The sequence below is a fragment of the Ruegeria sp. AU67 genome, assembly GCF_900312795.1.
In the GTDB taxonomy this organism is placed as follows: Bacteria; Pseudomonadota; Alphaproteobacteria; order Rhodobacterales; family Rhodobacteraceae; genus Ruegeria; species Ruegeria atlantica.
Map to the genome: position 1 here is coordinate 277,945 of NZ_OMPH01000020.1, position 23,774 is coordinate 301,718.

Below are 23,774 nucleotides of genomic sequence, written 5' to 3' on the forward strand. Positions count from 1 at the left end.
CGTTCGGGAAGGTTTTCCCATCCTCAATTGTTGGAGCCCAGTTCGTCAATCACTTTGTAGCTGGTTGGCGGGTCGGCGCAAATACCAGGACCACATTCAAGCAGTGTCGAACCGGCATTCAGAACCGCCAGACCGAACATGACGAAAAAGGCCGTTTTAACCAGTGTGCTTCCGCCGAACCGCGGCTGATCCGAAGTGTCGTCAGCGTATTGACGATCAAACAGCAGCATAACCGCTGTGCCCAGCAGGATCAGAAAAAAACAAATGGCCGCCCACGTGTAATAGTGCAGCCCCAACACGGGCGAGCCGTAATGACCCGTGCCGGGAACGATATGCAGAAGGATCTGGCGCACCGATACGCTGCCGCCATAAAGCGCTGCGATTAACATCAACGCATAGTGCTGCGGCCGCGCGCCGTATAGCAGGTTCAACCCCAGCCCGACGCCCACGGCGACAAAGCCAACGCGCTGCAGCAGGCAAAGCGGGCAGGGCAGTTCGTATAGCGTCAGTTGGTAAACAAAGGCCAAAAGCAGCACTAGACTGACGGCCAGCATGCCTATGGCGTTAAGGGTTCGGGACAGTTCTGGTGTCATCATCGCCCCCTACAACTGGATTGTCAGTTGGCTGGTGGCGTGGAATTTCAGCCAGTACACACTCAACGCCAGCGTGAAGAAAAACAGCGCATTGGCTGCCGTTGTTTGTCGAAAATAATTCAGCCCCATGGTGGCTGTAAGTAACGCAAATAAAAGCGCTATCATGGCCCGGTTCTCCCCTTCCGTGCAACGAACGCAATGTGGCGATACTGTCAGGCGCAGGGAGGTCTGGCAAGAAGACTCTTGCCAAGTTCACCTTTTAGGAGAACTACTTAGGGGGCTATTGGCACACGCGCAGATCGGTCTTCCACGCCTGACACCTCTTGCTTAGGCGGTCCGTCAGAGGCCGGTCGGTGTAGAACGTGTCGATCTCAGCCAATGAGGTGATACGCGCGGGGGCTGCACGCTGAAACTTTGAATGATCGGCAACAAGAAAGGTGCGCCGTGTCTGGGCCAGGATCGTCTGGCTGACCTGGACCTCTTGAAAGTCGAAATCCAGTAGGTCGCCATCTTCATCAAGTGCTGAGCAGCCGATGACCGCATAGTCGAACTTGAAGTGCCGGATGGTCGCGACTGTCAGATTACCCACCAAACCGCCATCCGATCTGCGCAGGACACCACCCGCGACGACGATTTCGCAATCGGTGTTCTCGGCCAGAATATTGGCGACATTCATGTTGTTGGTGACGACCATCAGGTTCTTGTGGTTCACCAATTGGCGCGCAACCGCCTCGGTCGAAGTGCCGATGTTCATGAAAACCGACGCGCCGTCCGGGATGTCTCGGGCGCAGGCCGAGGCAATACGCGCTTTGGCCTCATCGTTCAGGGCGCGGCGATCCTCATAGCCAATATTGGAAACGCCCGAGCGAATGACGGCCCCGCCATGAACCCGGTCCAGTTTCCCCAGATCCGCCAGCTCAGACAGATCGCGGCGAATGGTCTGAACCGTGACCCCGAACTGAGCGGCCAAGTCATCCACCATCACACGGCCATCCTGTCTGGCGATGTTCAGGATGTCTGACTGGCGAAAGGAAAGGGACATGGTCGGCTCCGAAACGGTGTGGGTTCGTTTTTGTTCTAATTTCGGAGGGTTTCCAAGAGATCTGTTTGGCCACACTTTTGAAACACTTCGATTTGTGGTGATAAAACGAAAAAAAACGAAAGTAAACATTGACGAAACGCGCGTTCATCGGGTTAATGAGCCCGGTTTTTCCAACAAAGAGAATCATCCGGACATGGAACGGCACACGGACAAGGTCACGGACCTTTTCATCATTGGTGGTGGGATTAACGGGTGCGGAATAGCGCGCGATGCGGCCGGGCGCGGATTGTCCGTGACATTGGCCGAGATGAACGATCTTGCTTCGGCGACGTCATCGGCCTCGACCAAGCTGTTTCATGGCGGCTTGCGGTATCTGGAGTATTTCGAATTCCGTCTGGTGCGCGAGGCGTTGATCGAGCGTGAAACACTACTGCGGGCGATGCCGCATATCAGCTGGCCGATGCGGTTTGTATTGCCGTATCACAAGGATATGCGGTTCGATTCTGAAACGCCGACCTCGCGACTTCTCAGCACCGTAATGCCTTGGATGAAGGGACGGCGCCCGGCGTGGCTGATCCGTCTGGGCCTGTTTATGTATGACCATCTGGGGGGGCGCAAAATCCTGCCGGGGACAAGCTCACTGGATTTGCAAAGCGCGCCGGAAGGCGGGCCGTTGCAGAACAAGTTTCACACGGCCTACGAGTATTCCGATTGCTGGATCGAGGATTCACGGCTGGTGGTGCTGAATGCCCGCGATGCTGAGGCACGTGGGGCGAATATTCTGGTACGGACCGAAGTTCTGGCGGCCAAACGTGTCGATGATCTGTGGGAGATCACCATCCGTGATAAGCAGAGCGGCGAAACGCGGGTGGTGCATGCCAAAATGCTGATCAACGCGGGTGGCCCCTGGGTTGGGGACATCATCCAGACCAAGATCCACATCAACTCTCGCGAAGGTGTGCGGCTGGTGCGCGGCAGCCATATCGTGACGCCAAAGCTCTATGATCACGACAAGTGCTATTTCTTCCAAGGTGAAGACGGGCGCATCATTTTCGCCATTCCGTATGAGCGCGATTTTACGCTGATCGGCACAACGGACCAGGATCACCCAGACCCGGCAGAGCCCCCGATCTGTACGGAGACCGAGCAGGACTATCTGTGCGCATTTGCATCGAAGTATTTCCAGAAACCGGTTACGCGCGATGACATCGTGTGGACTTATTCTGGTGTGCGTCCGTTGTATGACGACGGGGCCAGCAGCGCCACTGCGGCGACGCGGGATTACACCCTGAAAGTTGACGCGCAGGGTGGGGCGCCTGTTCTGAATGTCTTTGGTGGCAAGATCACCACCTATCGACGCCTCGCCGAGAGTGCGATGGACAAAGTGTCCGAGCATTTCCCTGATCTTCCCGGCCCCTGGACTGCAGGCATTTCGCTTCCGGGCGGCGATTTTCCAGTTGGTGGCGTACCGGATTTGGTCGAGGCAATGTTGGCCGACTACCCGTTTCTGGACCGTGTCTGGGCGCAACGTCTGGTTCGCGCCTATGGCACTGAGGCCAAGACAATTTTGGGCGACGCCAAGTCCATATCAGATCTGGGCGAGGACTTCGGCGCAACGCTTACCGCGCGGGAACTGGCGTGGCTGGTGGATAAGGAATATGCGCGCACGGCCGAAGATGTTGTCTGGCGCAGAAACAAGATGGGTCTGCGGTTAAGTGCCGAGCAGATCGCTGATATTCAAGGCTGGATGGATCGCAAAACCGAACCCGTCGCAGTGAACGCCTGACCAAAAAAGTAAAAAGCCCCGCCAGTTTGGCGGGGCTGTTGTTTTGGATCACGCGGCCTCTTCTGATGGGCCCGGATCGTCTTTGGTTCCCTTGATCCATTCCCGCATCCCCTGCAGCAGGGCGTAAAGGACCGGTACTAGGATCACGCCGACCAGAGTAGCTGCCAGCATCCCGCCGAACACGGCGACACCGATGGCCTTCTGACTGGCGGCACCCGCGCCGCTGGCCGCCAGAAGCGGCACAACTCCCAGCAGGAAGGACAGGGCCGTCATCATCACTGCGCGGAAACGCTGAAAGGCAGCCTCGGCTGCGGCGTCTTTGACCGACAACCCCTTGGCGCGTTGTTCCATCGCGAATTCAACGATCAGAATACCGTTCTTCGAGGCCAACCCCACAAGCATGATCATCCCGATCTGCGTATAGAGGTTGATGTCGCTGCCCACGATAGCCACGGCCGCCACCGCCCCGAACAAGGCGACGATCACCGATAGCAGGATCGACACTGGCAAGGTCCAACTCTCGTATTGCCCTACAAGGAAGAGGTATCCGAACAGGATCGCCAGACCGAGGATGATCACTACCAGACCACCGGTCGCCAATTGTTGCTGCGCGGTCCCGGTCCATTCAAAGGCATAGCCCGGGGGCAGGGCGGTCGTGGATTCCTCGGTCATGACATTGATCGCGTCACCAGTGGATAACCCAGGCGCCGGAACCGCCGTTACGGTCGCCGAACGGAACAGGTTGTGACGTTTCAGCAGGACCGGACCCAGTACGTTTTCGACATCAATGAGCGTACCCAGAGGCACCATCTCCCCCTTTGTCGAGCGCACATACAGGTTTGAGATATCGTCGACATTATCGCGATAAGAACCGTCGGCCTGGATCATCACGCGATACACGCGCCCGAACAAGTTGAAGTCGTTTACATAGTAGGACCCCAACTGCGCCTGCATCGTCTGGAATACCTCAGCCACCGAGACTTGCAGCGTCTTGGCCTTTTCTCGATCCAGATCCACAAACAACTGAGGAACGTTGGCCCGGAATGTGGTGTAGGCCTGACCGATTTCTGGTCGTTGGTTGGCCGAATAGACGAATGAACCAACTGCGGACGCAAGATCCTGAGGCGTGCCGCCTCCGGTCTGCTGCACCTCCATCTCCACACCTGCCGAGTTGCCCAGACCCTGAATGGGGGGGGGGTTGAACGCGATTATCGATGCGGCAGTTTCACCATAGGCAATCGCCAGAACTTTCTGCAGGATTGCATCAGCGCTCAGGTCATCCTCTTTCCGTTCATCCCAGTTGTCGAGGTTCACAAAGATCGCGGCACCGTTTGTTGTCGTACCGTTCAGGATCGAGAACCCGTTGATCAGAACTGTGCTGGCGACGCCGGGGATCTGTTGGATCTGTGTGTCGACACGTGCAGTAACCGTTTCGGTCCGTTCCAACGTTGCGGCGTCTGGCAGTTGCACATCCACGAACAGATATCCGTTGTCTTCCAGCGGAAGGAAACCACTCGAAGTGTTGGACATGATCGTACCTGTGCCCATGGCCAGCGCTACGATGATGCCCAGACCGATGATCGGCAGGATCAGCAATTTGCGTACGATGGCGACATAACCACTGCGAACGCTACCGATGAAGTTTTCGAACACCGCCAACAACCCTTTTGGCGGGCCGGACCGTGCTTGCAACACCAGACCGCACAACGCAGGAGACAGTGTCAACGCGTTGATTGACGAGATCACCACAGCGGTCGAGATTGTCACAGCGAACTGCGAATAAAGCCGTCCCGAGATGCCGGGCATAAAAGTGACTGGTACGAACACCGCCAACAGAACCAACGTGGTTGCAATCACCGGACCGGTGATCTGCCCCATGGCCTTGCGCGTTGCCTCTGCCGGTGGAAGGCCTTCGTCGGCGATGATCCGTTCGACGTTTTCGACCACAACGATCGCGTCATCCACAACGATCCCGATGGCCAGCACCAGCGCGAACAAAGAGATCGTGTTCAGCGACATACCGAAAAGCAGCAAGAACGCGAATGTCCCGATCAACGACACGGGGATCGCAACCGCCGGAATGATCGTCGCGCGCCAGCTTCCGAGGAAGACAAACACCACCGAGATCACAAGGATGAAGGTCAGGATCAGGGTCGAGACCACGTCATTCAGCGACTGTTTGACAAAGTCAGTGGTGTTGAAAGGTACGGCGTATTCCACATCCGTCGGGAAGGTTCGGGACAACCGCTCAAGCTCGGCCTCGACACGGTCCGACACGGCCAGCGCATTCGCGCCAGGGGCCTGATAAATGCCGATTACCGTGGCCGGGACACTGTCGAAATAGCCCGAAGCCGCATAATATTCTGCACCCAGCTCGACCCGCGCGATGTCCTTGACCCGTACGATTGAACCGGCATCCCCGGTTCGGATGACAATGTCGCCGAACTCTGCGGCCGAGGTCAGGCGGCCCTTGGTTTTGATCGTGTATTGAAAGGTCTGCCCTTCCGGGACCGGAGGAGCGCCGATGGAACCGGCCGAAACTTCGACGTTTTGTTCCTGAATTGCATTGATCACGTCACCGGGTGTGATGGACAAAGCAGCCATCTGATCCGGGTCCATCCAGATCCGCATGGCGTATTCCAGATTGGTCAGAACGTCTGCTTTACCCACACCCTGAACACGCGCCAGCGCGTCTTTCAGGTTGATCGAAGCATAGTTGGACAGAAAGACACTGTCATACGTCTCATTCGGCGAGGTCAGCGTCACCAGCAACAGCATGTTGGTGGATGCTTTTTGAGTGACCACACCAGATGAGGTCACTTCGGCAGGCAGGGACGACATGGCCTGAGCAACGCGGTTCTGCACGTTGACTGAGGCGATGTCCGGGTCGGTGCCCACTTCGAATGTGACGTTGAGCGAATAGGATCCATTATCTGCCGAGGTCGACGTCATGTAGATCATGTCGTCCACACCGTTGACCTGCGCCTCGATCGGTGCGGCGACGGTGTTTTCCACGGTTTCGGCGTTGGCGCCGGTATAGGTGGTCGTCACGCTGACCACCGGTGGCGTAATGTCCGGGAACTGAGCGACCGGCAGAACCAAATAGCCGATGCCGCCCATGATCGTTAGGACAAGCGAAATAACTAGGGCCAGCTTGGGCCGGCTAATGAACAGGGCTGAGAACATCCGTTATTCTCCCGGCTGTTCAGAGGCGACGACGGCATCCACCGCAACGCCCGGGCGAACCCGCTGCAGGCCCTCAACGATCACGCTTTCACCTTCGCGCAGACCGTCCGTCACAATAATCGCTGTCCCAACCACGTCGCCGGTTGTGATGTAGCGCTGTTCGACCATCTGCTTGTCATTCACCACCAGCACGAACTCACCGCGCTGATCGCGCTGCAATGCGGCCTGAGGGACCAGCACCTGAAGGGTCGGTTCCAATGCTTCGATTTGAACGCTCAGGAATTGGCCGTCGATGATATACCGATCGGTGTTAGGGAACTCAGCGCGGACGGTGATCGCACCTGTCAGAGGGTCGATGCGGTTGTCCACAAAAACAATCTCACCTGTTTCGTCGAGCTTGGTTCCGTTGGGCAGGGTCAGGTGTACATTCGGGCTTTTGTTGCTTTCAGCAAGTGAAGCTGCGCTCTCTCCAACCTGTTCGAGGACCGAGGTAAATTGTTTTTCGTTTAAAGAGAAATTTACATAAATCGGAGCTTCGCTTACCAGGTTGACGAGCGGAGGATTTGTCGGCCCTACAACGTCGCCTACGCTGGTTTCCACACGTCCAATCCGCCCGTCAAACGGCGCGTGGATCTCGGTGTAACTCAGGTCCAACTCGGCTTGTTGGATGGCAGCGTGGGCGGCCTTGACCTCGGCCTCGGCGACCAGTTCATTGGCGCGGGCGATGTCACGCTCGGACTCCGGGGTGGCATCGCGTTTGTACAGCTCTTCCTTTCGGGCCAGATCGACCTTGGCAAGCTCCAGATTAGCCTCCGCCCGGTCCAGATCGGCTTTCCGGGCCTCCAGGGTCGCCTCATAAAGATCGGGTTCGATGGTGAACAACAGGTCGTCTTTTTTGATAAGCGCACCGTCTTCCACATCCTGAGTTTCAAGAAAGCCGTTCACGCGGGCAACAACATCCACCTTGTTAATGGCCTCGGCGCGCCCGATGAACACGGCCTCATCGGTAATTTCTTCGGTATAGGCCGCTGCAATAGACACTTTCGGCGGCGGCGCGTCGCTTTGATCCTGGGCCAGCGCCGTGAACGAGACGCCCAAACTAGTCAGGGCCGCGATGGCCAAGACCGGACCTCTGTGTCGGAAGAAAGAATTCTTTAATGCAAGGGACATGGCGGGCGCCTCATTAGACCTAAGGATATTGCGCCGGGGCGGCTCTGTTGCCTCGACGAGTCGTGCTGATTTCTTGGCAGGATGGCCGTTTTGGAACTTTATCTCAAGCTTCTTGAATGCGTCAGCCGGGTGGTGCGCCCGGAAATTATTCCGGTTTCAAGCGGACTTACGCCAAGATCCTATGGAGTTTTGGCGCCCAAACCCGGTTTTTGCCCCATTTTAAATGAAAACGGAGGCCAAATGGCCTCCGTAACTAGGTGTCGTGATCCAAAATATCAGTCGCGCTGTCCAGCGAACCTGGATTGCCAGTCTTCGCGCTGTTCGTCCGTGATCTTGGCGAACAGAACGTCCGGCACCGTGAACGTGTGACCGGAGGGCAGGGCGTCCAGCGCGGCAGCAACATCGTCAGGCCAGCTGGTGTCCAAAGTGTTCATTGCGCTCAGCATCTTGGCTGAGGCTTCTGGGATGAACGGTGCGCTGAGTACGGCGTAGAGGCGGATCAGATTCAGGCCCAGACGCACCTGAGCGGCGGCCTGTTCAGGGTCTTCCTTGAAGGTCGACCACGGGGCGGCAGCCTGCAGGTATTCGTTGCCCGCAACCCAGATCGCTCGCAGTTCCTGCGCGGATTTGCGAACCTCCATCGCCTCCATATGCGCTTCATAGGCGCGGACTCGTTTGGACAGCTCATCAATCAGCGCTTGCTCGCGGTCGCCATAAGCGCCACCTTCAGGAACTGCCTCACCAAACTTAGAGCGGCAAAACTTTGTAATGCGGCTGACAAAGTTACCCAGAACATCCGCGAGGTCCTTGTTCACCGACTGCTGGAAGTTCTCCCACGTGAATTCGCTGTCGCTGCTTTCGGGCGCATGGCTCAAAAGCCACCAACGCCAGTAGTCGGCCGGCAGGATTTCCAACGCCTGATCCATGAACACACCACGGCCCTGGCTGGTCGAGAATTGACCACCATCGTAGTTCAGGTAGTTGAACGACTTAATGTAGTCGACAAGCTTCCAACGTTCGGATGACCCAGATTCTTCGTTGTACGTATTGGTGCCCAAAATCGTTGCTGGGAAGGAAAGGGTGTGGAAGGGCACATTGTCCTTGCCCATGAACTGGACATAACGGACATCATCCGCTCCTTTGTCGGTGCGCCACCAGCGCTCCCAGTCGGCCTCGGTCCTGCCGTTGGCATTCGCCCATTCCTTGGCGCAAGCGATGTATTCGATCGGCGCGTCGAACCAGACGTAGAAGACCTTGCCTTCCATGCCGGGCCAGTCCTGATCTCCCTTCTTGACCGGTACACCCCAATCCAGATCGCGGGTGATGCCGCGGTCTTGCAGGCCGTCACCGTCATGCAGCCACTTCTTGGCAATCGAGGTGGTGAGGATCGGCCAATCTTTCTTGCTGTCGATCCACGCGTCCAGCTGATCTTTCATCGCAGATTGACGCAGGTAAAGGTGCTTGGTCTCGCGCACCTCCAGATCGGTCGATCCGGATATGGCCGAGCGCGGTTCGATCAAATCGGTCGGGTCCAGCTGTTTGGTGCAGTTTTCACACTGGTCGCCCCGCGCACGTTCATAACCGCAGTTGGGGCAGGTACCTTCAATGTAGCGGTCAGGAAGAAAGCGGCCATCGGCGTTGGAATAGACCTGTTTTTCGCTGACTTCGCGGATCAGCCCTGCATCGTCCAGCTTTCCGGCAAAATGCTGGGTCAGCGTCTTGTTCTGCTCACTGGAAGAACGGCCAAAATGATCAAAGCTCATACCAAAACGCTTGGCGATGTCTGCCTGAACCTCATACATATCTGCGCAGTATTCTGCCACTGGCTTGCCCGCTTTCGCTGCGGCCAGCTCGGCAGGTGTGCCGTGTTCGTCCGTGGCGCAAAGGAACATGACCTCGTTCCCCCGGCCACGCAGGTAGCGCGCGTACAGATCAGCCGGCAATTGCGAGCCGATCAGGTTACCGAGGTGCTTGATCCCGTTGATGTAAGGGATCGCTGAGGTGATGAGAATCCGAGCCATGTTCCGTTTCCGCGTAACTGTCTGCGCGCCCGTCTACATTATGTAACCGGCCAGCAAAACCCCGGCTTTGGTTCGGACGTCATTTTAGGCACGGGTCGCCGGGAAAATCGGCCTGAGTTGCAGCCTTGGATTGCATCGTATTCTCCGCATGCAATACCTCAGAGTTGTAAATTGGAATCGCAAACTCTTGAATTTCCGCAATGACTTCCCATCTATCATGTATACCACAGTATACAATAACGAGGGCAAACAACTGATGTTCGACTTTCTGCTTGAGGGTGCATTTGTGCCCTTCACTTTGGCGCTTGCGCTTCTGTTCGGCCTGCTTGTGCTGGAACTGATCGCATTGGTCCTGGGTGGAAGCCTTATGGCGGGCGAGGGCGATGTCGATCTGGATGTTGTGGATGCCCCCGATCTGGATGTCGGTGATTTCGGTCTGGATATTGATGCCGACATGGATCTGGGCGATTTCGAATTGGCCGAGATCGAGGCAGACGCGCCAGGCGCGGTCTCTGCGGGACCTTTAGCGTGGCTGGGGATCGGCAAAGTACCGTTCATGATCTGGCTGGTGGTTCTGCTGGCAGGCTTCGGTTTGTCCGGTATGGGCCTGCAACTGACGCTGCGCGACCTGTTAGGCTTTGACCTTCCGCCTTGGATGGCCGCGATTCCCGCCGGTGCCTTTGGCCTGTGGTTTGCACGTGGCTTTGGCGGCATCTTTGCTCGTCTGCTGCCCAAGACCGAGACCGAGGCGATGTCGGAGCGCCTGCTTGCCCGTCGCCGTGGCGTGATCACCCAAGGTACCGCTTCGCGCGGACGCCCCGCCGAGGTGCGCGTCATGGATCGATTTGGCAATACCCACTACCTGCGCGCCGAGCCGTTGCAGGACAAGGACACGCTTGAGCAGGGCACCGATGTGCTTGTGCTGCGCGACCGACGGCGCGACCGGTTCGTTCTGGTCGGCATGTCTGAATAACCAAAATTTCTAACCCCATCACGGAGGATTTTGCATGGAACTCACATTCCTAGCCGTCACAGTTGTGACCATTCTGGCAGTAGTTTTGTTTATCGGCCTTGTGCTTGGCCGTCTTTACCGCCGCGCGACCCGAGAGATCAGCCTGGTGAAAACCGGTGCTGGCGGTAAGAAAGTCATCATGGATGGTGGCGTCATCGTCGTGCCGTTGCTGCACGAAGTCAGCCCCGTCAACATGAAAACCCTGCGCCTTGAGGTTCAGCGCAGCGGTGAGGCCGCCCTGATCACCAAGGACCGGATGCGCGTGGACGTGGGCGTCGAGTTCTACGTTTCTGTCATGGCGACAGAAGAGGGCATCGCACGTGCTGCGCAAACCCTTGGCGACCGTACATTCGACGTCGAACAGCTACGGGAAATGATCGAAGGCAAATTGATCGACGGTCTGCGCGCTGTTGCGGCCCAGATGACGATGGACGGTCTGCACGAAAACCGCGCTGACTTTGTGCAAGAGGTGCAGAATGCGGTGTCCGAAGACCTTCTAAAGAACGGTCTGTCCCTGGAATCTGTTTCGCTGACTGCATTGGACCAGACGCCGTTTGAGGCGCTGGACGAGAACAACGCCTTTAACGCTGTGGGTATGCGCAAATTGGCCGAGGTGATTGCGACCTCAAAGAAAGAGCGTGCGCAGATTGATGCCGATGCCGAAGTCGAAGTGCGCCGTGCAGCGATGGAAGCTCAGCGTCAGAAGCTGTTGATCGAAAAGGACGAAGAGCAGGCGCGCATCGAGCAGACGCAGCAGATCGAAACGCTGCGCGTGGCGCAAGAGGCCGAGGTTGCAGCCCGGACCGAAGACTCGGTACGCGAAACGGAACGCGCACGGATCGGACGTGAAGAAGCCATTCGCGCCGCAGACATCGAGCGTGAGCGTAAAATCCGCGAGGCCGAAATCTCGAAAGAGCGTGAACTGGAAGTCGCCGAGCAAGAGCGCCAGATCATCATCGCGCAGAAATCCGAAGAGGAAAGCCGCGCCCGTGCATCTGCCGATCTTGCCCGTGCCGAGGCAACCAAAGCGACCGAAGCCGTGGCGACCGCGCAGAAGGTGGCCGAGGCCGAGCGTATCAAGCAGATCGCACTGATCGAAGCCACACGTGAGGCCGAGCGTCAGGCAACCGCGATCCGACTGGCTGCGCAAGCTGACAAAGAGGCCGCTGCTGACCGCGCCGAAGCCCGCCGTGAAGAGGCGCAGGCCGAAGCGGACGCTCTGAACATCCGCGCCGAGGCCAAGAAGAACGACATGCTGGCCGAAGCTGAAGGTAAGCGTGCGATCGTCGAAGCAGATAACGTACTGTCAGTTGATCAGATCCGCATGAAGGTTGATTTGGCGCGGATCGAAACCATGCCGTCGATCATCGCGGAGATGGTTAAACCAGCTGAGAAGATCGACTCGATCAAGATCCATCAGGTTGGCGGTATCGGTGGCACCAATGGCGGCGGCGCATCGAACGGTGACAAGCCGGTCGTCAATCAGGCTCTGGACTCGATTATGGGTATGGCCGTGCAGATGCCGGCGCTCAAGAAGCTGGGTGAAGAACTGGGCTTGTCGATGGAAAACGGTGTCGGGGGTGTCGTCAACGGTGCGCTTGAATCGACGGTTGAACCTGCCGAAGAAGGCGGCGTGATCGAAAAAGGATCGCGGACAGAACACTAATCGAAAGGGGCCGGGGTTTTCCCGGCCCTTTTTTATTGCTTTTCACGCGACCGTTTCAGCAGACGACCGATGGTGAACGACGTGCGTGGTGCGTAGACATAGTTGGTCCGCTCTTCGGGCGTCGGGCGTGAGCGCATTCGGGCCAGGCCAAAGATGATCAGGAAAACATGGCCGACCGCCACAAATGCAAACAGGGCTCCGGGTCCGAACTGCTGTATCAATGTCGATGAGATATAGGGTGAGGCTATCGCACCCAAAGCGAACCAGAACATCAGTGCCGCGGATAGCTCTACCCGTTCTTCTGCCGTTGCAAAATCGTTTGCATGAGCGGAAGAGACCGAGAAGATCGGGAAGGTTGTCAGGCCAAAGAAAACAGCGGCCAGCATGACGCCTACCGTTCCTGTTCCGCTGGCCGCCATTGTGACACCGCTGCTGACGACCGCAGCAACGGATAGCCAGATCAGCACCCAGCGCCTGTCATATTTGTCGGCCAGCCAGCCAACCGGGTACTGCGCCAGTGCGCCACCCAATACGAATGACGCCAGGAAGAATGCGATCTGGTCCACGTCCAGCCCAACTTCCTGACCGTAGACCGGACCAACCATCCGAAACGACGCAGAGCTGAGCGCCGCAACGATCACCCCTGCAACAGCCAGAGGCGAGCTGCGCCAGGCCAGTTTGGGCTTTAGCCGAGGGGCGTCGGGTGTTTTCGGCTGGCTGGCCCGTGTCAACGTCAGCGGCAACAGGGATGCACAACACAGAATCGCCAGCAAGTTGTAGGACACGTATGAAGCAGGCGGCAGAACCGCGATGATCAACTGCGCGCACAAAGACGCGCCCATATCCGCGATGCGATAAGTCCCCATGGCGCGGCCGCGCGTTTCGTTTGTGACTTTCGCGTTCAGCCATGCCTCGATCACCGTATAGGCCCCGGCGACACAGGTTCCGGATGCGACCCGAAGGGCTGCCCAGATGTACGGGTTTTCGGTCAACGTATGCCCAATAAGACCCATTGCACCCAAGGCCGTGCAGACCGCAAAAGCGCGCGAATGTCCGACACTGCCCATCAGGCGGGGGGACCACCAGCAGCCAATGAAGAAGCCAACAAAATGGGCCGAACCCAACATACCGATTTGTCCGGTCGTGAACCCAAGCGTGATGCCGGATATCGCATCCAATGGACCAACGCCGCCCGTCGAGAGCTGCAGAAGAATGACAGAAAGAAACAGGGCGGCAAAAGAAATGATCGTGCGCATAGTGCGCCCAGCATTACCCCATCAGCGAGCGTTGCGCGTGATAATTCGACCTCTGCGCGTCGTTTTTTGTCCTTTGGGTGTCAGGCCTTGCGGGTCAACTCGGCCCGGATGTTCAAAGACACGGTATCGGCGACCAGATCGGGATAACCAGAGGCGCCGAATTCGTGGCGGTTCAACGCGCCCGACAGTCGAATTGACAATGCGTTCAGATTATCAGCCTCGCTTCCGGGTTCGCGGTACAAATTGGCTTGCAGGGTCACCGGGCGTGTGACCCCGCGCACAGTCAGGTCTCCGGTGATGGTTGCGCCTTCGGAAATGCGGCCTGTAGGGCCAAGCTGTATTCGGGTGGATTTGAACGTAATGCTCGGAAATTCCTGCGCGTTTAACACGCTTTTGCTTAGCATCGGGCCGCGGGCAAAGGGCAAGCGGGTGCGCGCCGCGGCTACATTCAGCACGACGGTGACACGGCTGTTTTGCAACTGATCCGTGTCGACTCGAATATCTGCTGATTGGATCGGCATCGTGCCTGACTGCGCAACCCCCGAGAGCATGAAGGAAAATCCGACGGACGTCCCGGCTCGAGACAATTCATATTGGACCAACGCAGCATGAGTTGGCCGTGCCAACGGAAGGCTCGCCAGACCCGCAACCAGAAAGCGCCGCGTCAATGATCTCATGCCAAAACCTCTTGTCTGTGGGCGCGCGAGCGGCTGAGCAGAAACAGCAGAATTCCGATGTTCAGGCCGTTCCATAGAATGCCGTTTACGAAAGCCAGTTGGTAATTGCCGGTCACGTCGTAAATCCAGCCGGACATCCATCCCCCCAGCGCCATGCCCATGATCGTCATCATCATGACAAACCCCACGCGCGCGCCGGCCTCTCGCGGGGGCATATATTCGCGCACAATAAGGGCATAGCCGGGAACGATGCCGCCTTGTGATAGGCCAAAAAGCAGGCTGATCAGGTAGAGTGAGGCCATCCCGTCATAAGGCAGGAACAGAAACAGCGCGAGGCATTGCAGGACCGAGCCGATCAGAACCGTCAGAACGCCGCCCAGTTGATCGGCGACCATGCCTGATATTACTCGGCTGATCACACCTCCGAACAGCATCAGGGACAACATCTCGGCGCCGACTGTGGGTCCGTAACCCAGCCCGACGCAATAGGACACGATATGCACCTGAGGCATCGACATCGCGACACAGCACGAAATACCGGCCAGACCGAGGATGTATTGAAGTGCCCGGGGGGAAATGCCAACGCTGCGCGCCTTGATTTGTGCGGCGGACGCGGCGGTACTGTGCGCCTCGGCCGGGACCTGTCGACGCAACAGTAGGGACAGGGGGATCACGACCAGCAGAGTTATGACGGCCAGCGTCAGGTAGACCTGCTGCCAACCGTCGTGTGCGAGTATGCCGGACAGCAATGTCGGCCAGATAGCCCCAGACAGGTAGTTTCCGCTTGCCACCAGACCCACAGCGATCCCGCGCCGTTTCATGAACCAGTGCGAGATGTCGGCGATCAATGGTCCAAAGCCGATGGATGCCCCGAGGCCCAACAGAAGATGTGCGACCGACAACATCACAATATTGGGCGCCAGTGTCGCCAGCAGATAGCTGGTCGCGCTGAGGATTGCGGCCTCGATCAGGGCTTTGGTCACGCCCAGCCGATCCACCAACTGCCCCATCCAAAAATTGCCAAGGGCGAACCCGATCATGGCCAATGTGTAAGGCATCGCGGCCTCGGCCCGTCCGGCGTCGAATTGGGTTTCGATGGCGGGCATCACCACGATGACAGCCCACATTCCCACATTTGCCACGGTTGCGATGATCAAAGTGATCGCAAGTCGCAGCCAGGAGTATCGGCTATCGTGGATCGCGTGGCTCATCCCGAAACGCTAGGGCTCGGCCCTTGCTTTGGCCAGTCACAAACCCCGTGAGGGGCGCGTGATCACACGGGTGTGTCTTCTGTGGCGATCTGTTGCAGGTGCAGACCGGCGCGCGGTTTGGTCTGCGTGGCATGCCAACTGACCGGGGGCAGGGCGCGGGCGCGGCGGCGGGTCAGGGTCCAGCGTCGGGCCTCTGCCTGATGGTTTGCGGCCATGTGCCAGCGCGTCTCTACCCCCTGTGCACCACCGTCACCAGGGGTCAGCAGCACCCCAAGCGGAGCACGCCCCATCGCACCACCCTGTTCCGCAGCCAGATGCATGCGCCGCACTGGCGTCAGCCCTGGCGCGCCCGGCAGATCACCGACAACCAGAGGCATGGCCGCGCTGCGCAGCGCCTCTTCTACGCACCACAGCAGGTCTTCGGACCGGGTCGGGCGCACAAAGATGAACCGGGCGGGATCGGCAAAGGCCATCATGCCATCGGGGTTAAGCTGGCCGGGCTCCCATGCGGGCGCGATCCACAGCACCGGCCCCTGCATCTGCCCCGCCAGCCACATGGCAAAGCTGCGCCGGGCGGGGCCGCAGGCCTCGTGTACGCGGGCCAGTTGCAGTCTGATCTGCGGATGAAGATCTATCCCCGGCACCTCACGTGCGGGTTTGCGGCCAAGAAGATGTGTAGACATGCTGTCAGGCTAGCATGTTCTCACTTTGTTCTCAATTGTGGAATTGCGGCAACGGATGCCTTAACGCGACAAAAGCAGGCGGCCATTGGCGAACTGGATATTCGAGAACCGATGCAGGTAATCCATACCCAACAAGGATTTGTCCAATTCCCCTTCATTCACCCAGGCCGAGATATTCTGGTCCGTGATTGGCCCCAATGCCAGCGTGTCCAGGCGCACGGGCGCGGTCCGCACAACTCCATTGGCCGTGTTTGCCCGGCCGAAATAATTCAACTGATCGGGATCAATGCCAACACGTTCGGCATCCCGCGAGCTTAAAACAATCTGGCTTGCGCCGGTGTCCACCAGAAAGGTGATCGGTTCTCCGTTCACATCAATGGGCAGATAATAGTGCCCGTCGGAGGCGCGCGGAACCTCTATGGTCTGGCCGGTGACAGTCATTTGCGGGGCAGGGCCAACAGTGGTGCGGATGTCTTCCCACAGGCCGACAACGGCAATGACACCGATAAAGATAAAGACCCACGCCAAAGCCTGCTGCAGCGTTTTGTTCAGAGACTGGCGGTTTTGTGCGACAAACCACGCCACAACGGCCGTACCAAGCACGGCTAGATATACCAAACGTCCAATGTTGTCGCCGTCCATAGCGCTCCTCACCATATTCTCCGAAAGATATATGGGGTTTTACGACGCAAAACCAAAGGCCTTGAGGCCGTCCAGGATGAATTGAACCGACAACGCCGCCAGCAGCATCCCCAACAGCCGCGTCAATACATTCAGGCCGGTTTTGCCCAGCAAACGCGCGATCAGGCCGCCGGACAGGAAGAAGGTCAAAACCACGGCCATGACGGCCAGCATGACGATACAGGCCTCGACAATGCCAAGAATGCCCGGGTGCTGTCCGGCCAGCAGGATAATCGTCGCAATTGATCCGGGACCGGCGACCAGTGGAATGGCCAGCGGGAACACGGACGGGTCGTGGTGTTCCTCTTCTTCCTCGACCCGGTCTTCACGGCGTTTGGTGCGTCGTTCGAACAGCATGTCCAATGCAGTAAGAAACAACAACGCGCCCCCGGCGACCTTGAATGCCTCCATCGAGATACCGACAAAGCCCAGCACCGCTTCGCCAAAGGCGGCAAAGGCAATGAGTATGCCAGAGGCCACGGCACAGGTGCGATAGGCCGTCCGGCGACGGGCGCGGGCGTCCATGTCCTGAGTTAAAGCCACAAAAATCGGCGCGGTGCCAAAGGGGTCAATCACCACGAACAGGGTGGTGAAGGCAGTGATGAAAAAGGCGAGGTCGATCATTTGCCGGCACCTGGTTGGAGGTCTAACAGAACGGCCACAGCTTTTTCCGCCAGATTGCTTGGAACATAGACGTGGTCGTGGTGATACCCCGCGACCATGTTTGCCGGAATGTCACTTTGGGCAAGTGCATCGGACACAGCGGCAGTCAAGCCAACGCCTTCTAGTGAGGAATGAACCCGCAGGGTGATGCACTTCATATTGATGGCGCCAGCGGGTGCAGCGTCGATTGGCACGATAAGGGACAGTCCTTCGGCCTCCGTGCAACTGGCCCGCGTCCCTTCGGGCCAGGCTTTGTCATGCGGCCAAACGACAAAGGCAAATTCCCCGTCCTGAAGTTCAGGGCGCATGCCTGCGATCATGGCAGTCGTTTCGATTACGGGTTTCGTCATGTCGCTTCGGCCTTTTCCAGGCGTTCGGCCGCGACGACCCAAAGCGCCTCGGCTTTTTGCATGGCTTCGACCACTTCGGCAAATTTCCGGTTCCACGTTGCAAGATCGTTTTTCCTGTCGTCCTCGTAAAGCGCAGGATCTGCCAGCTTGGCCGACAATTTATCATGCATATCCGTTAGCTTCTCGATCCGGTCCTCGCATTTGCGAAGGTCCGCCCGCAGGTTCAGCACTGCCTCGCGCGAGGGGCGCTTGGGCTTGATCACTTGCGGTTTCTCTTTGGCCGGTTTGTCGCGTCCCAGCAGCATGGTGCGATAGGTCTCGAGATCTCCCTCGAAGGGTTTGACCGTTCCGTCCGAGACCAGCCACAGATGGTCCGCGACCAGCGACAATAGGTGCATATCGTGGCTGACCAGAACCACCGCACCGGAATAGGCGGTCAACGCTTCGACCAGCGCCTCGCGGCTTTCGATATCCAGGTGGTTGGTCGGCTCGTCCAGGATCAACATATGCGGCGCGTCGATGGTGGCGATCAGCAGAGACAGGCGTGCCTTTTGGCCGCCCGATAGACGACCAACTTTAGTTTCAGCCTGATCCGCGTTCAGCCCGAACCCCGCCAGACGCGACCGCCACTTGCCCGGCGCCTCGTTCGGGCGCAGGCGTCGCAGATGGTCCAGCGGCGTTTCGTCCACATAAAGCTCATCCACCTGATGCTGCGCAAAATAACCAATACGCAGCTTGTTGCTGCGGGTCATCTTGCCCGCCATCAGGGGCAGGCGGTCGGACAGCAGCTTGGACAGGGTCGACTTGCCCTGACCGTTCTTGCCCAGCAGCGCGATCCGGTCATCCTGGTCAATACGCAGGTTCAAGCGGCGCAGCACCTCGGTTTCACCATAGCCCGTCACGCCGCCTTCAATCTGAATGATCGGCGGGGACAGCTCTTCCGGCTCGGGGAAGGAGAACGCGCGCAGAGCGGCCTCTTGAGGGGTTGAAACCAGTTGAATGCGCTCGATCATTTTCAAGCGTGACTGGGCCTGAACCGCCTTGGATGCCTTGTAGCGGAAGCGATCCACGAAACTCTGCAGATGGGCGATCCGGGCCTTGGCTTTCACGTTCTCGGATTCCGCCTGTGCCAGTCGTTCAGCACGGCGTTCTGCGAATTTGTCATAAGGAACCGCGTAATAGGTCAGTTTGCGGTCTTCCAAATGCAGGATCGACCCTACCGCGCGGTTTAGCAACCCGCGGTCGTGACTGATGATGATGACGGTGTGCGGATATTTGGCCAAATAGCTCTCCAGCCACAGCGCACCTTCGAGGTCCAGATAGTTCGTCGGTTCGTCCAGCAACAGCAGATCGGGCTGAGAAAACAGCACCGCCGCCAATGCCACGCGCATCCGCCAGCCGCCCGAGAAATCGGAGCAGGGCCGCAACTGGTCGTCATCATCAAACCCAAGACCTTTGAGGATCGAGGCGGCGCGCGCTTCGGCGGACCAGGCGTCGATATCTACCAGGCGGGTCTGAATTTCGGCGATGCGTGTGGGATCGGTCGCGGTGTCGGCCTCGTCCATCAGCGCGCTGCGCTCGGTATCGGCGGCCAGAACCGTGTTGATCAGCGACACATCCGAGGAGGGCACCTCTTGCGCCACTCCGCCAATTCGGGCACGCTTTGGGACATTGATATTGCCTGACTCCAGCGCCAATTCGCCTCGGATCAGTCGGAACAGGGTTGTCTTCCCCGTGCCGTTCCGTCCCACAAGGCCTACCTTGTGGCCGTCGGGAATAGTCGCACTGGCCCCATCGAACAGGGGGCGGCCTTCAACCGCGTAGGTTATGTCTTGAATCCGTAGCATGACGCGCTCTTAGCAGAGCCTTGGTGCCGCCGCCAGCAGCTTGATATGTTCAATATCCAGGCAATGTGTTAGCGCTGATCCGGTTGGCATTACTCGACGGTTTTCATCATGCGCGCGGCTCAGACGCCTCCTTCTTTGGTCACTTTGATCTTCGCCACGGCGTTGTCGGTTTTGTCGTTGAACATGTTCCTGCCGTCGCTTGCGCGAATGGCCGAGGGGTTTCAGGTCGACTACGGTCTGATTAACCTGTCAGTCGCCGGGTATTTGGCGGTATCCGCCGTGTTGCAATTGATCATGGGGCCGTTGTCCGACCGATATGGTCGCAGACCGATCCTGTTGATTTGCATGGCAGTTTTCACAGTGGCATCGGTTGGCTGCGTATTGGCCGAGTCGATCTGGATATTCCTCGGTTTCCGTCTACTTCAAGCAGCGGTGGTGGCCGGACCCGTGCTGTCCAGCGCCTCAATCCGGGATCTCTATGCCCCGAACGAGGCCGCCAGCAAACTGGGCTATGTTGCGATGGCAATGGCTTTGGCACCGATGCTTGGCCCGATGCTGGGCGGTGCATTGGATATGCTGTTCGGTTGGCGAGCCGGGTTCATTTTGTACTCGGTCCTTGGGGCGGGGATGCTGGTGCTCTTGTGGGCGGATATGGGTGAGACGAATACGAACCGATCCGCAACATTCTCAGCTCAGTTAAAGGAATACCCACACCTGTTTCGCGCGCGTCGGTTCTGGGGTTACGCGCTGTGCGCGGCATTCTCGATCGGCGGGTTCTTCAGCTTTATCACCGGTGCGCCACTGGTCGCCGCGGTCTGGTTCGACCTGAGCCCTGCCATGCTGGGTCTGGGGATCGGAATTATTACCGGCGGCTTCATGGTGGGCAATTTCATCACCGGGCGTATCGCAGCACACACGAAGCTGACGACGATGATCCTGATCGGTCGGGTCGTTGCCTCTATTGGGCCTTTCTGCGGGTTGCTGTTGTTCACAGCAGGTCTGGGTTCAGTCTGGGTATTCTTCGGCTCGGCCATTTGCGTGGGGTTTGGTAACGGGCTGACGAATGCCAACGCCTCGGCCGGGGTAATGTCCGTGAGACCCAATCTGGCAGGCAGCGCCGCGGGGCTTTCCGGGGCACTAATCGTGGCGTTGGGCGCAGTTCTGACCTTGATGACCGGCGCGTTTGTTAGCCCTGAAAATGGGCCCTTTCTGGTGTTGGGCATGATGTTCGCCAGCAGCTTTGTCGGATTGCTTGCGGTGCTTTACGTTCGCCGGATCGACGCGTCAGAGCCCTTGCCGGACACAATCTGATCGCCAAGACCCACTGGCGCAATCATTCCACTTTTCATGAGGCACATACCGTGTTAGGCGGCGCGCGATGGATTTCGGCGCGTACCTCGCGCCATATAGTAAGGAGAGGCCGATATGGCACTGGAACGCACATTCTCGATCATCAAACCTGATGCAACCCGTCGCAACCTGACTGGCAAGATCAACGCCAAGTTCGAAGACGCTGGCCTGCGCATCGTTGCGCAAAAGCGCATTCACATGACCAAAGCTCAGGCTGGCAAGTTCTACGACGTACACGCCGAGCGTCCGTTCTATGACGAACTGTGCGAATTCATGTCCTCCGAGCCGGTTATCGTTCAGGTTCTGGAAGGCGAAGGCGCCATTGCCAAGAACCGCGAAGTCATGGGCGCAACCAACCCCGCAGACGCAGCACCTGGCACCATCCGCGCGGAGTTCGCTGAATCGGTTGGCGAAAACTCGGTCCACGGTTCGGACGCGCCTGAAACTGCTGCGGTTGAAATCGCATACTTCTTCTCGGGCATCGAACTGGTCGGCTAATCCGCCGTCAGACGAAGTTCAGGGCCGTATCCCATTGGGGGTGCGGCCTTTTTCGTTTCAGACCTGTTTAAGATCTTTCGGTGCAACGCGTATGCCAATTGCATCCAGATCAGAAATCATCTGGGTTTCCGGGGCGGTACTAACGCTGGATTTTATTACGTCGAACTTTACGCGTAGCGCCTTCTTTTCCTCACCCTTGCAGTCGTTCCAGGGGCGCCCCTGCAATCCCATCACCAGCACGTAGTATCCGATGAAATGCGGTCGGGTGCCCGCCTGCAATAGCCGCGCATAGGCTTCATCCGCTCCCAAATCGCGCAATTCCTGCGCAGAATGAATGCCTGCGCGTGCGCAGGATTGTTCAAATGCCGGGCCGAGATTGCGGATCGATGAAACAGGATCAGACATACCCCCGTCTTAGCCAAATGCCCGGACAGAGTCATTCGGTTGTTCGAGCAAAATCAGATGTTTTGGTCATTGCTGTTGATCAACGGAGTTAGTCGTTGATCGGATCGCAGGAATATGAATTCATGATCACGTACTGGATCCTCGGTGAAAGGGACGCTCTTAATGGCTCGGGTCAAAAACTGTTTTGTTATCCCGGGCACATTCGATGAGGCGGGTTTTACTAAATCTTTGAAAGAATTGGCATTGCGGTTCGAGGCCGCTGAACCTGCTGGAAATTTTGATATTCTGGATTGTCATGACCAATCCCTCAGGGCATCTAGCAAGGTATTGATCCAAACCGATGGGTCATTGTTTTTGTTGCGCGGCGGAACAGCCAAAACCCAGCAGTGCAAGGGTAAGGGCAAGTTCGTGCAGGATTTGCCTGACGGATCCGTCAAAGCGGGTCTAGCGGGCTTTACCAAGTTGCGCGCGTTGATGAGCGTCGGGGCGGGCAGGGCCAAGCACCGATCGTTTGCCATTCTGGGTGACCTGCAAAAGACACAAGTGCGTGGCACGATGATGTTGATGTCCTCGGATCAGGGGCAGGTAACAGTTGTAACCGTTCAACACATGCGCGGATATGACCGAGCGTATAAGACTGTTTGTGAAAAGCTGACGAAATTGGAGGGTGGCAAAAGCAAGGCTAAGCCATTGTTCGACTGGTTGTTTCCCGACGCGACCATATACAAGGCCAAGCCCGAAATCCGCGTTAGTAAACAAGAGCCATCAATCGAGGTCGCCACCGACATCATTCGCACCTATCTGGCGGTCGCGCGCCAGAATGAGGCGGGCGTGATCGATGATATCGATACTGAATTTCTGCATGACTACCGCGTTTCCCTGCGCCGCGTGCGATCTGTGATCAGCCTGTTCAAGGGGGTGCTCTCGCCTGAACAAACCGCTGCATTAAAGCGCGAGTTTTCCGGTCTGATGGAACCCACTGGCCGAGCGCGGGATTTGGACGTCTATCTGTTGGAAAAAGACAGTTACTTCAATCTGATACCGCCGAACCTTCATGAAGGTGCCGTGGCCATGTTTGCGCAATTCGAAAAGGAACGCAGCCAGGCACTTGAACGTCTGTCTCGGCGCTTTCGGACGCAGAGTTATGACAATCAGATGAAAAAGTTGACCGAGCTTTTCGCTGATCCGACAAACCTGCAGCCTGGCCCAAATGCAGATCGGCCTGCCTATGAATACGCGCGCGCCCTGATCTGGAAGCGATATCGCAAAACCTGCAAACTGGCGCGCGGCATTACGCCAAACACGCCTGACGAAGCTGTGCATAATCTGCGGATCGACTGCAAAAAACTGCGTTATCTTATGGAGTTCTTTGCGCCTTTGTTCGACGCAAAGGCATTTAAAACGATCATCAAGCCATTGAAAAAGCTGCAGGATAATCTAGGCCTGTTCAATGATTTCTCAGTCCAACAAGAGGCGCTTCTGAATTTTGTGAAACAGCACACCAATAAGCAAGGTCGCGCTGATGCGCAGTTGGCCTTGTCCGTGGGCGGGGTGATATCTGTTCTGGATCAGCGCCAAATGGCGGAACGTGACCGTGTCATCGCAAGTTTCAAGCATTTCGACAGCCCGGACATCCGGCACCTGTTCCGCAGTTTGTTTCATCAAAAGGAGGGCTGA

The 23,774-nt window shown here is 57.6% G+C and carries 21 protein-coding genes; 6 read left to right on the forward strand and 15 right to left on the reverse strand.

Annotation, left to right across the window (positions count from 1 at the left end; translation table 11 throughout):
- Positions 1 to 23: 23 nt before the first annotated feature.
- From DK510_RS11030 to DK510_RS11035, 3 genes are all read right to left on the reverse strand, one after another.
- Positions 24 to 593, reverse strand: a complete 570-nt coding sequence (locus tag DK510_RS11030) for a disulfide bond formation protein B (protein WP_109312188.1) — start codon at positions 591 to 593, stop codon at positions 24 to 26.
- Positions 594 to 602: 9 nt separating this feature from the next.
- A complete protein-coding gene (locus DK510_RS22965) occupies positions 603 to 758 on the reverse strand; it encodes a DUF5993 family protein (protein WP_199528470.1) in 156 nt (51 codons plus the stop codon).
- Positions 759 to 873: 115 nt separating this feature from the next.
- Positions 874 to 1,635, reverse strand: a complete 762-nt coding sequence (locus DK510_RS11035) for a DeoR/GlpR family DNA-binding transcription regulator (protein WP_109312133.1) — start codon at positions 1,633 to 1,635, stop codon at positions 874 to 876.
- 193 nt (positions 1,636 to 1,828) lie between these two features.
- On the opposite strand from DK510_RS11035, the gene glpD reads away from it, so the two are divergent.
- Positions 1,829 to 3,421, forward strand: coding sequence for a glycerol-3-phosphate dehydrogenase (gene glpD / locus DK510_RS11040; RefSeq protein ID WP_109312189.1), 1,593 nt, complete (start codon positions 1,829 to 1,831; stop codon positions 3,419 to 3,421).
- 48 nt (positions 3,422 to 3,469) lie between these two features.
- Here glpD and DK510_RS11045 read toward each other — a convergent pair whose 3' ends face one another.
- The 3 genes from DK510_RS11045 to metG all read right to left on the reverse strand — a co-directional run bounded on the left by DK510_RS11045 (position 3,470) and on the right by metG (position 9,798).
- Positions 3,470 to 6,607, reverse strand: coding sequence for an efflux RND transporter permease subunit (locus DK510_RS11045; protein WP_109312134.1), 3,138 nt, complete (start codon positions 6,605 to 6,607; stop codon positions 3,470 to 3,472).
- Between the two features lie 3 nt (positions 6,608 to 6,610).
- Positions 6,611 to 7,777 (reverse strand): efflux RND transporter periplasmic adaptor subunit, encoded by a 1,167-nt coding sequence (locus tag DK510_RS11050; RefSeq protein WP_109312135.1) that lies wholly within the window; start codon positions 7,775 to 7,777, stop codon positions 6,611 to 6,613.
- Positions 7,778 to 8,052: 275 nt separating this feature from the next.
- Positions 8,053 to 9,798, reverse strand: a complete 1,746-nt coding sequence (gene metG, locus DK510_RS11055) for a methionine--tRNA ligase (protein WP_109312136.1) — start codon at positions 9,796 to 9,798, stop codon at positions 8,053 to 8,055.
- Positions 9,799 to 10,054: 256 nt separating this feature from the next.
- On the opposite strand from metG, the gene DK510_RS11060 reads away from it, so the two are divergent.
- Positions 10,055 to 10,771: an OB-fold-containig protein gene (locus DK510_RS11060; protein WP_109312190.1), complete on the forward strand. Its 717-nt coding sequence runs from the start codon at positions 10,055 to 10,057 to the stop codon at positions 10,769 to 10,771.
- A gap of 34 nt (positions 10,772 to 10,805) precedes the next feature.
- Complete coding sequence (locus DK510_RS11065) at positions 10,806 to 12,476, forward strand: flotillin family protein (protein ID WP_109312137.1); 1,671 nt, start codon at positions 10,806 to 10,808, stop codon at positions 12,474 to 12,476.
- Between the two features lie 32 nt (positions 12,477 to 12,508).
- On the opposite strand, the gene DK510_RS11070 is transcribed toward DK510_RS11065, so the two are convergent.
- The 8 genes from DK510_RS11070 to DK510_RS11105 form a co-directional block, all read right to left on the reverse strand.
- On the reverse strand, positions 12,509 to 13,732 hold the full coding sequence (locus DK510_RS11070; RefSeq protein WP_058273806.1) for an MFS transporter: 1,224 nt from the start codon (positions 13,730 to 13,732) through the stop codon (positions 12,509 to 12,511).
- An 80-nt stretch (positions 13,733 to 13,812) separates the two neighbouring features.
- Positions 13,813 to 14,409, reverse strand: a complete 597-nt coding sequence (locus tag DK510_RS11075) for a YceI family protein (protein ID WP_109312138.1) — start codon at positions 14,407 to 14,409, stop codon at positions 13,813 to 13,815.
- Positions 14,406 to 15,620: an MFS transporter gene (locus DK510_RS11080; protein ID WP_109312139.1), complete on the reverse strand. Its 1,215-nt coding sequence runs from the start codon at positions 15,618 to 15,620 to the stop codon at positions 14,406 to 14,408. Before DK510_RS11080 ends, DK510_RS11075 begins: the two co-directional genes overlap by 4 nt.
- Positions 15,621 to 15,682: 62 nt before the next feature.
- Entirely contained in the window at positions 15,683 to 16,303 is a 621-nt protein-coding gene (locus DK510_RS11085; protein ID WP_109312140.1) for an ImuA family protein, read from the reverse strand.
- Positions 16,304 to 16,363: 60 nt separating this feature from the next.
- On the reverse strand, positions 16,364 to 16,945 hold the full coding sequence (locus DK510_RS11090) for a TIGR02281 family clan AA aspartic protease (protein ID WP_058273802.1): 582 nt from the start codon (positions 16,943 to 16,945) through the stop codon (positions 16,364 to 16,366).
- Between the two features lie 39 nt (positions 16,946 to 16,984).
- Positions 16,985 to 17,608, reverse strand: coding sequence for a MarC family protein (locus DK510_RS11095; RefSeq protein ID WP_058273801.1), 624 nt, complete (start codon positions 17,606 to 17,608; stop codon positions 16,985 to 16,987).
- Positions 17,605 to 17,997 carry an ACT domain-containing protein gene (locus DK510_RS11100; RefSeq protein ID WP_109312141.1) on the reverse strand — a complete coding sequence of 131 codons (393 nt, stop codon included), beginning with the start codon at positions 17,995 to 17,997 and terminating at the stop codon, positions 17,605 to 17,607. Before DK510_RS11100 ends, DK510_RS11095 begins: the two co-directional genes overlap by 4 nt.
- Complete coding sequence (locus tag DK510_RS11105) at positions 17,994 to 19,844, reverse strand: ABC-F family ATP-binding cassette domain-containing protein (protein WP_109312142.1); 1,851 nt, start codon at positions 19,842 to 19,844, stop codon at positions 17,994 to 17,996. Before DK510_RS11105 ends, DK510_RS11100 begins: the two co-directional genes overlap by 4 nt.
- Before the next feature lie 108 nt (positions 19,845 to 19,952).
- Here DK510_RS11105 and DK510_RS11110 point away from each other — a divergent pair, with 108 nt between their 5' ends.
- Both DK510_RS11110 and ndk read left to right on the forward strand, forming a co-directional pair.
- Positions 19,953 to 21,155: a multidrug effflux MFS transporter gene (locus tag DK510_RS11110; RefSeq protein ID WP_199913461.1), complete on the forward strand. Its 1,203-nt coding sequence runs from the start codon at positions 19,953 to 19,955 to the stop codon at positions 21,153 to 21,155.
- A 114-nt stretch (positions 21,156 to 21,269) separates the two neighbouring features.
- Positions 21,270 to 21,692 (forward strand): nucleoside-diphosphate kinase, encoded by a 423-nt coding sequence (ndk, locus tag DK510_RS11115; protein ID WP_058273797.1) that lies wholly within the window; start codon positions 21,270 to 21,272, stop codon positions 21,690 to 21,692.
- A 57-nt stretch (positions 21,693 to 21,749) separates the two neighbouring features.
- Here the strand turns inward: ndk and DK510_RS11120 are convergent, their stop codons facing one another.
- Complete coding sequence (locus DK510_RS11120; protein ID WP_109312143.1) at positions 21,750 to 22,097, reverse strand: TfoX/Sxy family protein; 348 nt, start codon at positions 22,095 to 22,097, stop codon at positions 21,750 to 21,752.
- A 162-nt stretch (positions 22,098 to 22,259) separates the two neighbouring features.
- Between DK510_RS11120 and DK510_RS11125 the strand changes: the two genes are divergently transcribed.
- On the forward strand, positions 22,260 to 23,774 hold the full coding sequence (locus tag DK510_RS11125; RefSeq protein WP_109312144.1) for a CHAD domain-containing protein: 1,515 nt from the start codon (positions 22,260 to 22,262) through the stop codon (positions 23,772 to 23,774).

Coding starts and splice junctions, on each gene's coding strand:
- DK510_RS11110 (WP_199913461.1), top strand. CDS start 19,953: ATGCGCGCGGCTCAGACGCCTCCTTCTTTGGTCACTTTGATCTTCGCC.
- DK510_RS11070 (WP_058273806.1), bottom strand. CDS start 13,732: ATGCGCACGATCATTTCTTTTGCCGCCCTGTTTCTTTCTGTCATTCTT.
- DK510_RS11050 (WP_109312135.1), bottom strand. CDS start 7,777: ATGTCCCTTGCATTAAAGAATTCTTTCTTCCGACACAGAGGTCCGGTC.
- DK510_RS11090 (WP_058273802.1), bottom strand. CDS start 16,945: ATGGACGGCGACAACATTGGACGTTTGGTATATCTAGCCGTGCTTGGT.
- DK510_RS11080 (WP_109312139.1), bottom strand. CDS start 15,620: ATGAGCCACGCGATCCACGATAGCCGATACTCCTGGCTGCGACTTGCG.
- DK510_RS11085 (WP_109312140.1), bottom strand. CDS start 16,303: ATGTCTACACATCTTCTTGGCCGCAAACCCGCACGTGAGGTGCCGGGG.
- DK510_RS11065 (WP_109312137.1), top strand. CDS start 10,806: ATGGAACTCACATTCCTAGCCGTCACAGTTGTGACCATTCTGGCAGTA.
- DK510_RS11060 (WP_109312190.1), top strand. CDS start 10,055: ATGTTCGACTTTCTGCTTGAGGGTGCATTTGTGCCCTTCACTTTGGCG.
- DK510_RS11125 (WP_109312144.1), top strand. CDS start 22,260: ATGGCTCGGGTCAAAAACTGTTTTGTTATCCCGGGCACATTCGATGAG.
- DK510_RS11035 (WP_109312133.1), bottom strand. CDS start 1,635: ATGTCCCTTTCCTTTCGCCAGTCAGACATCCTGAACATCGCCAGACAG.
- DK510_RS11030 (WP_109312188.1), bottom strand. CDS start 593: ATGACACCAGAACTGTCCCGAACCCTTAACGCCATAGGCATGCTGGCC.
- DK510_RS11120 (WP_109312143.1), bottom strand. CDS start 22,097: ATGTCTGATCCTGTTTCATCGATCCGCAATCTCGGCCCGGCATTTGAA.
- DK510_RS11075 (WP_109312138.1), bottom strand. CDS start 14,409: ATGAGATCATTGACGCGGCGCTTTCTGGTTGCGGGTCTGGCGAGCCTT.
- ndk (WP_058273797.1), top strand. CDS start 21,270: ATGGCACTGGAACGCACATTCTCGATCATCAAACCTGATGCAACCCGT.
- DK510_RS11105 (WP_109312142.1), bottom strand. CDS start 19,844: ATGCTACGGATTCAAGACATAACCTACGCGGTTGAAGGCCGCCCCCTG.
- DK510_RS11100 (WP_109312141.1), bottom strand. CDS start 17,997: ATGACGAAACCCGTAATCGAAACGACTGCCATGATCGCAGGCATGCGC.
- glpD (WP_109312189.1), top strand. CDS start 1,829: ATGGAACGGCACACGGACAAGGTCACGGACCTTTTCATCATTGGTGGT.
- metG (WP_109312136.1), bottom strand. CDS start 9,798: ATGGCTCGGATTCTCATCACCTCAGCGATCCCTTACATCAACGGGATC.
- DK510_RS11095 (WP_058273801.1), bottom strand. CDS start 17,608: ATGATCGACCTCGCCTTTTTCATCACTGCCTTCACCACCCTGTTCGTG.
- DK510_RS22965 (WP_199528470.1), bottom strand. CDS start 758: ATGATAGCGCTTTTATTTGCGTTACTTACAGCCACCATGGGGCTGAAT.
- DK510_RS11045 (WP_109312134.1), bottom strand. CDS start 6,607: ATGTTCTCAGCCCTGTTCATTAGCCGGCCCAAGCTGGCCCTAGTTATT.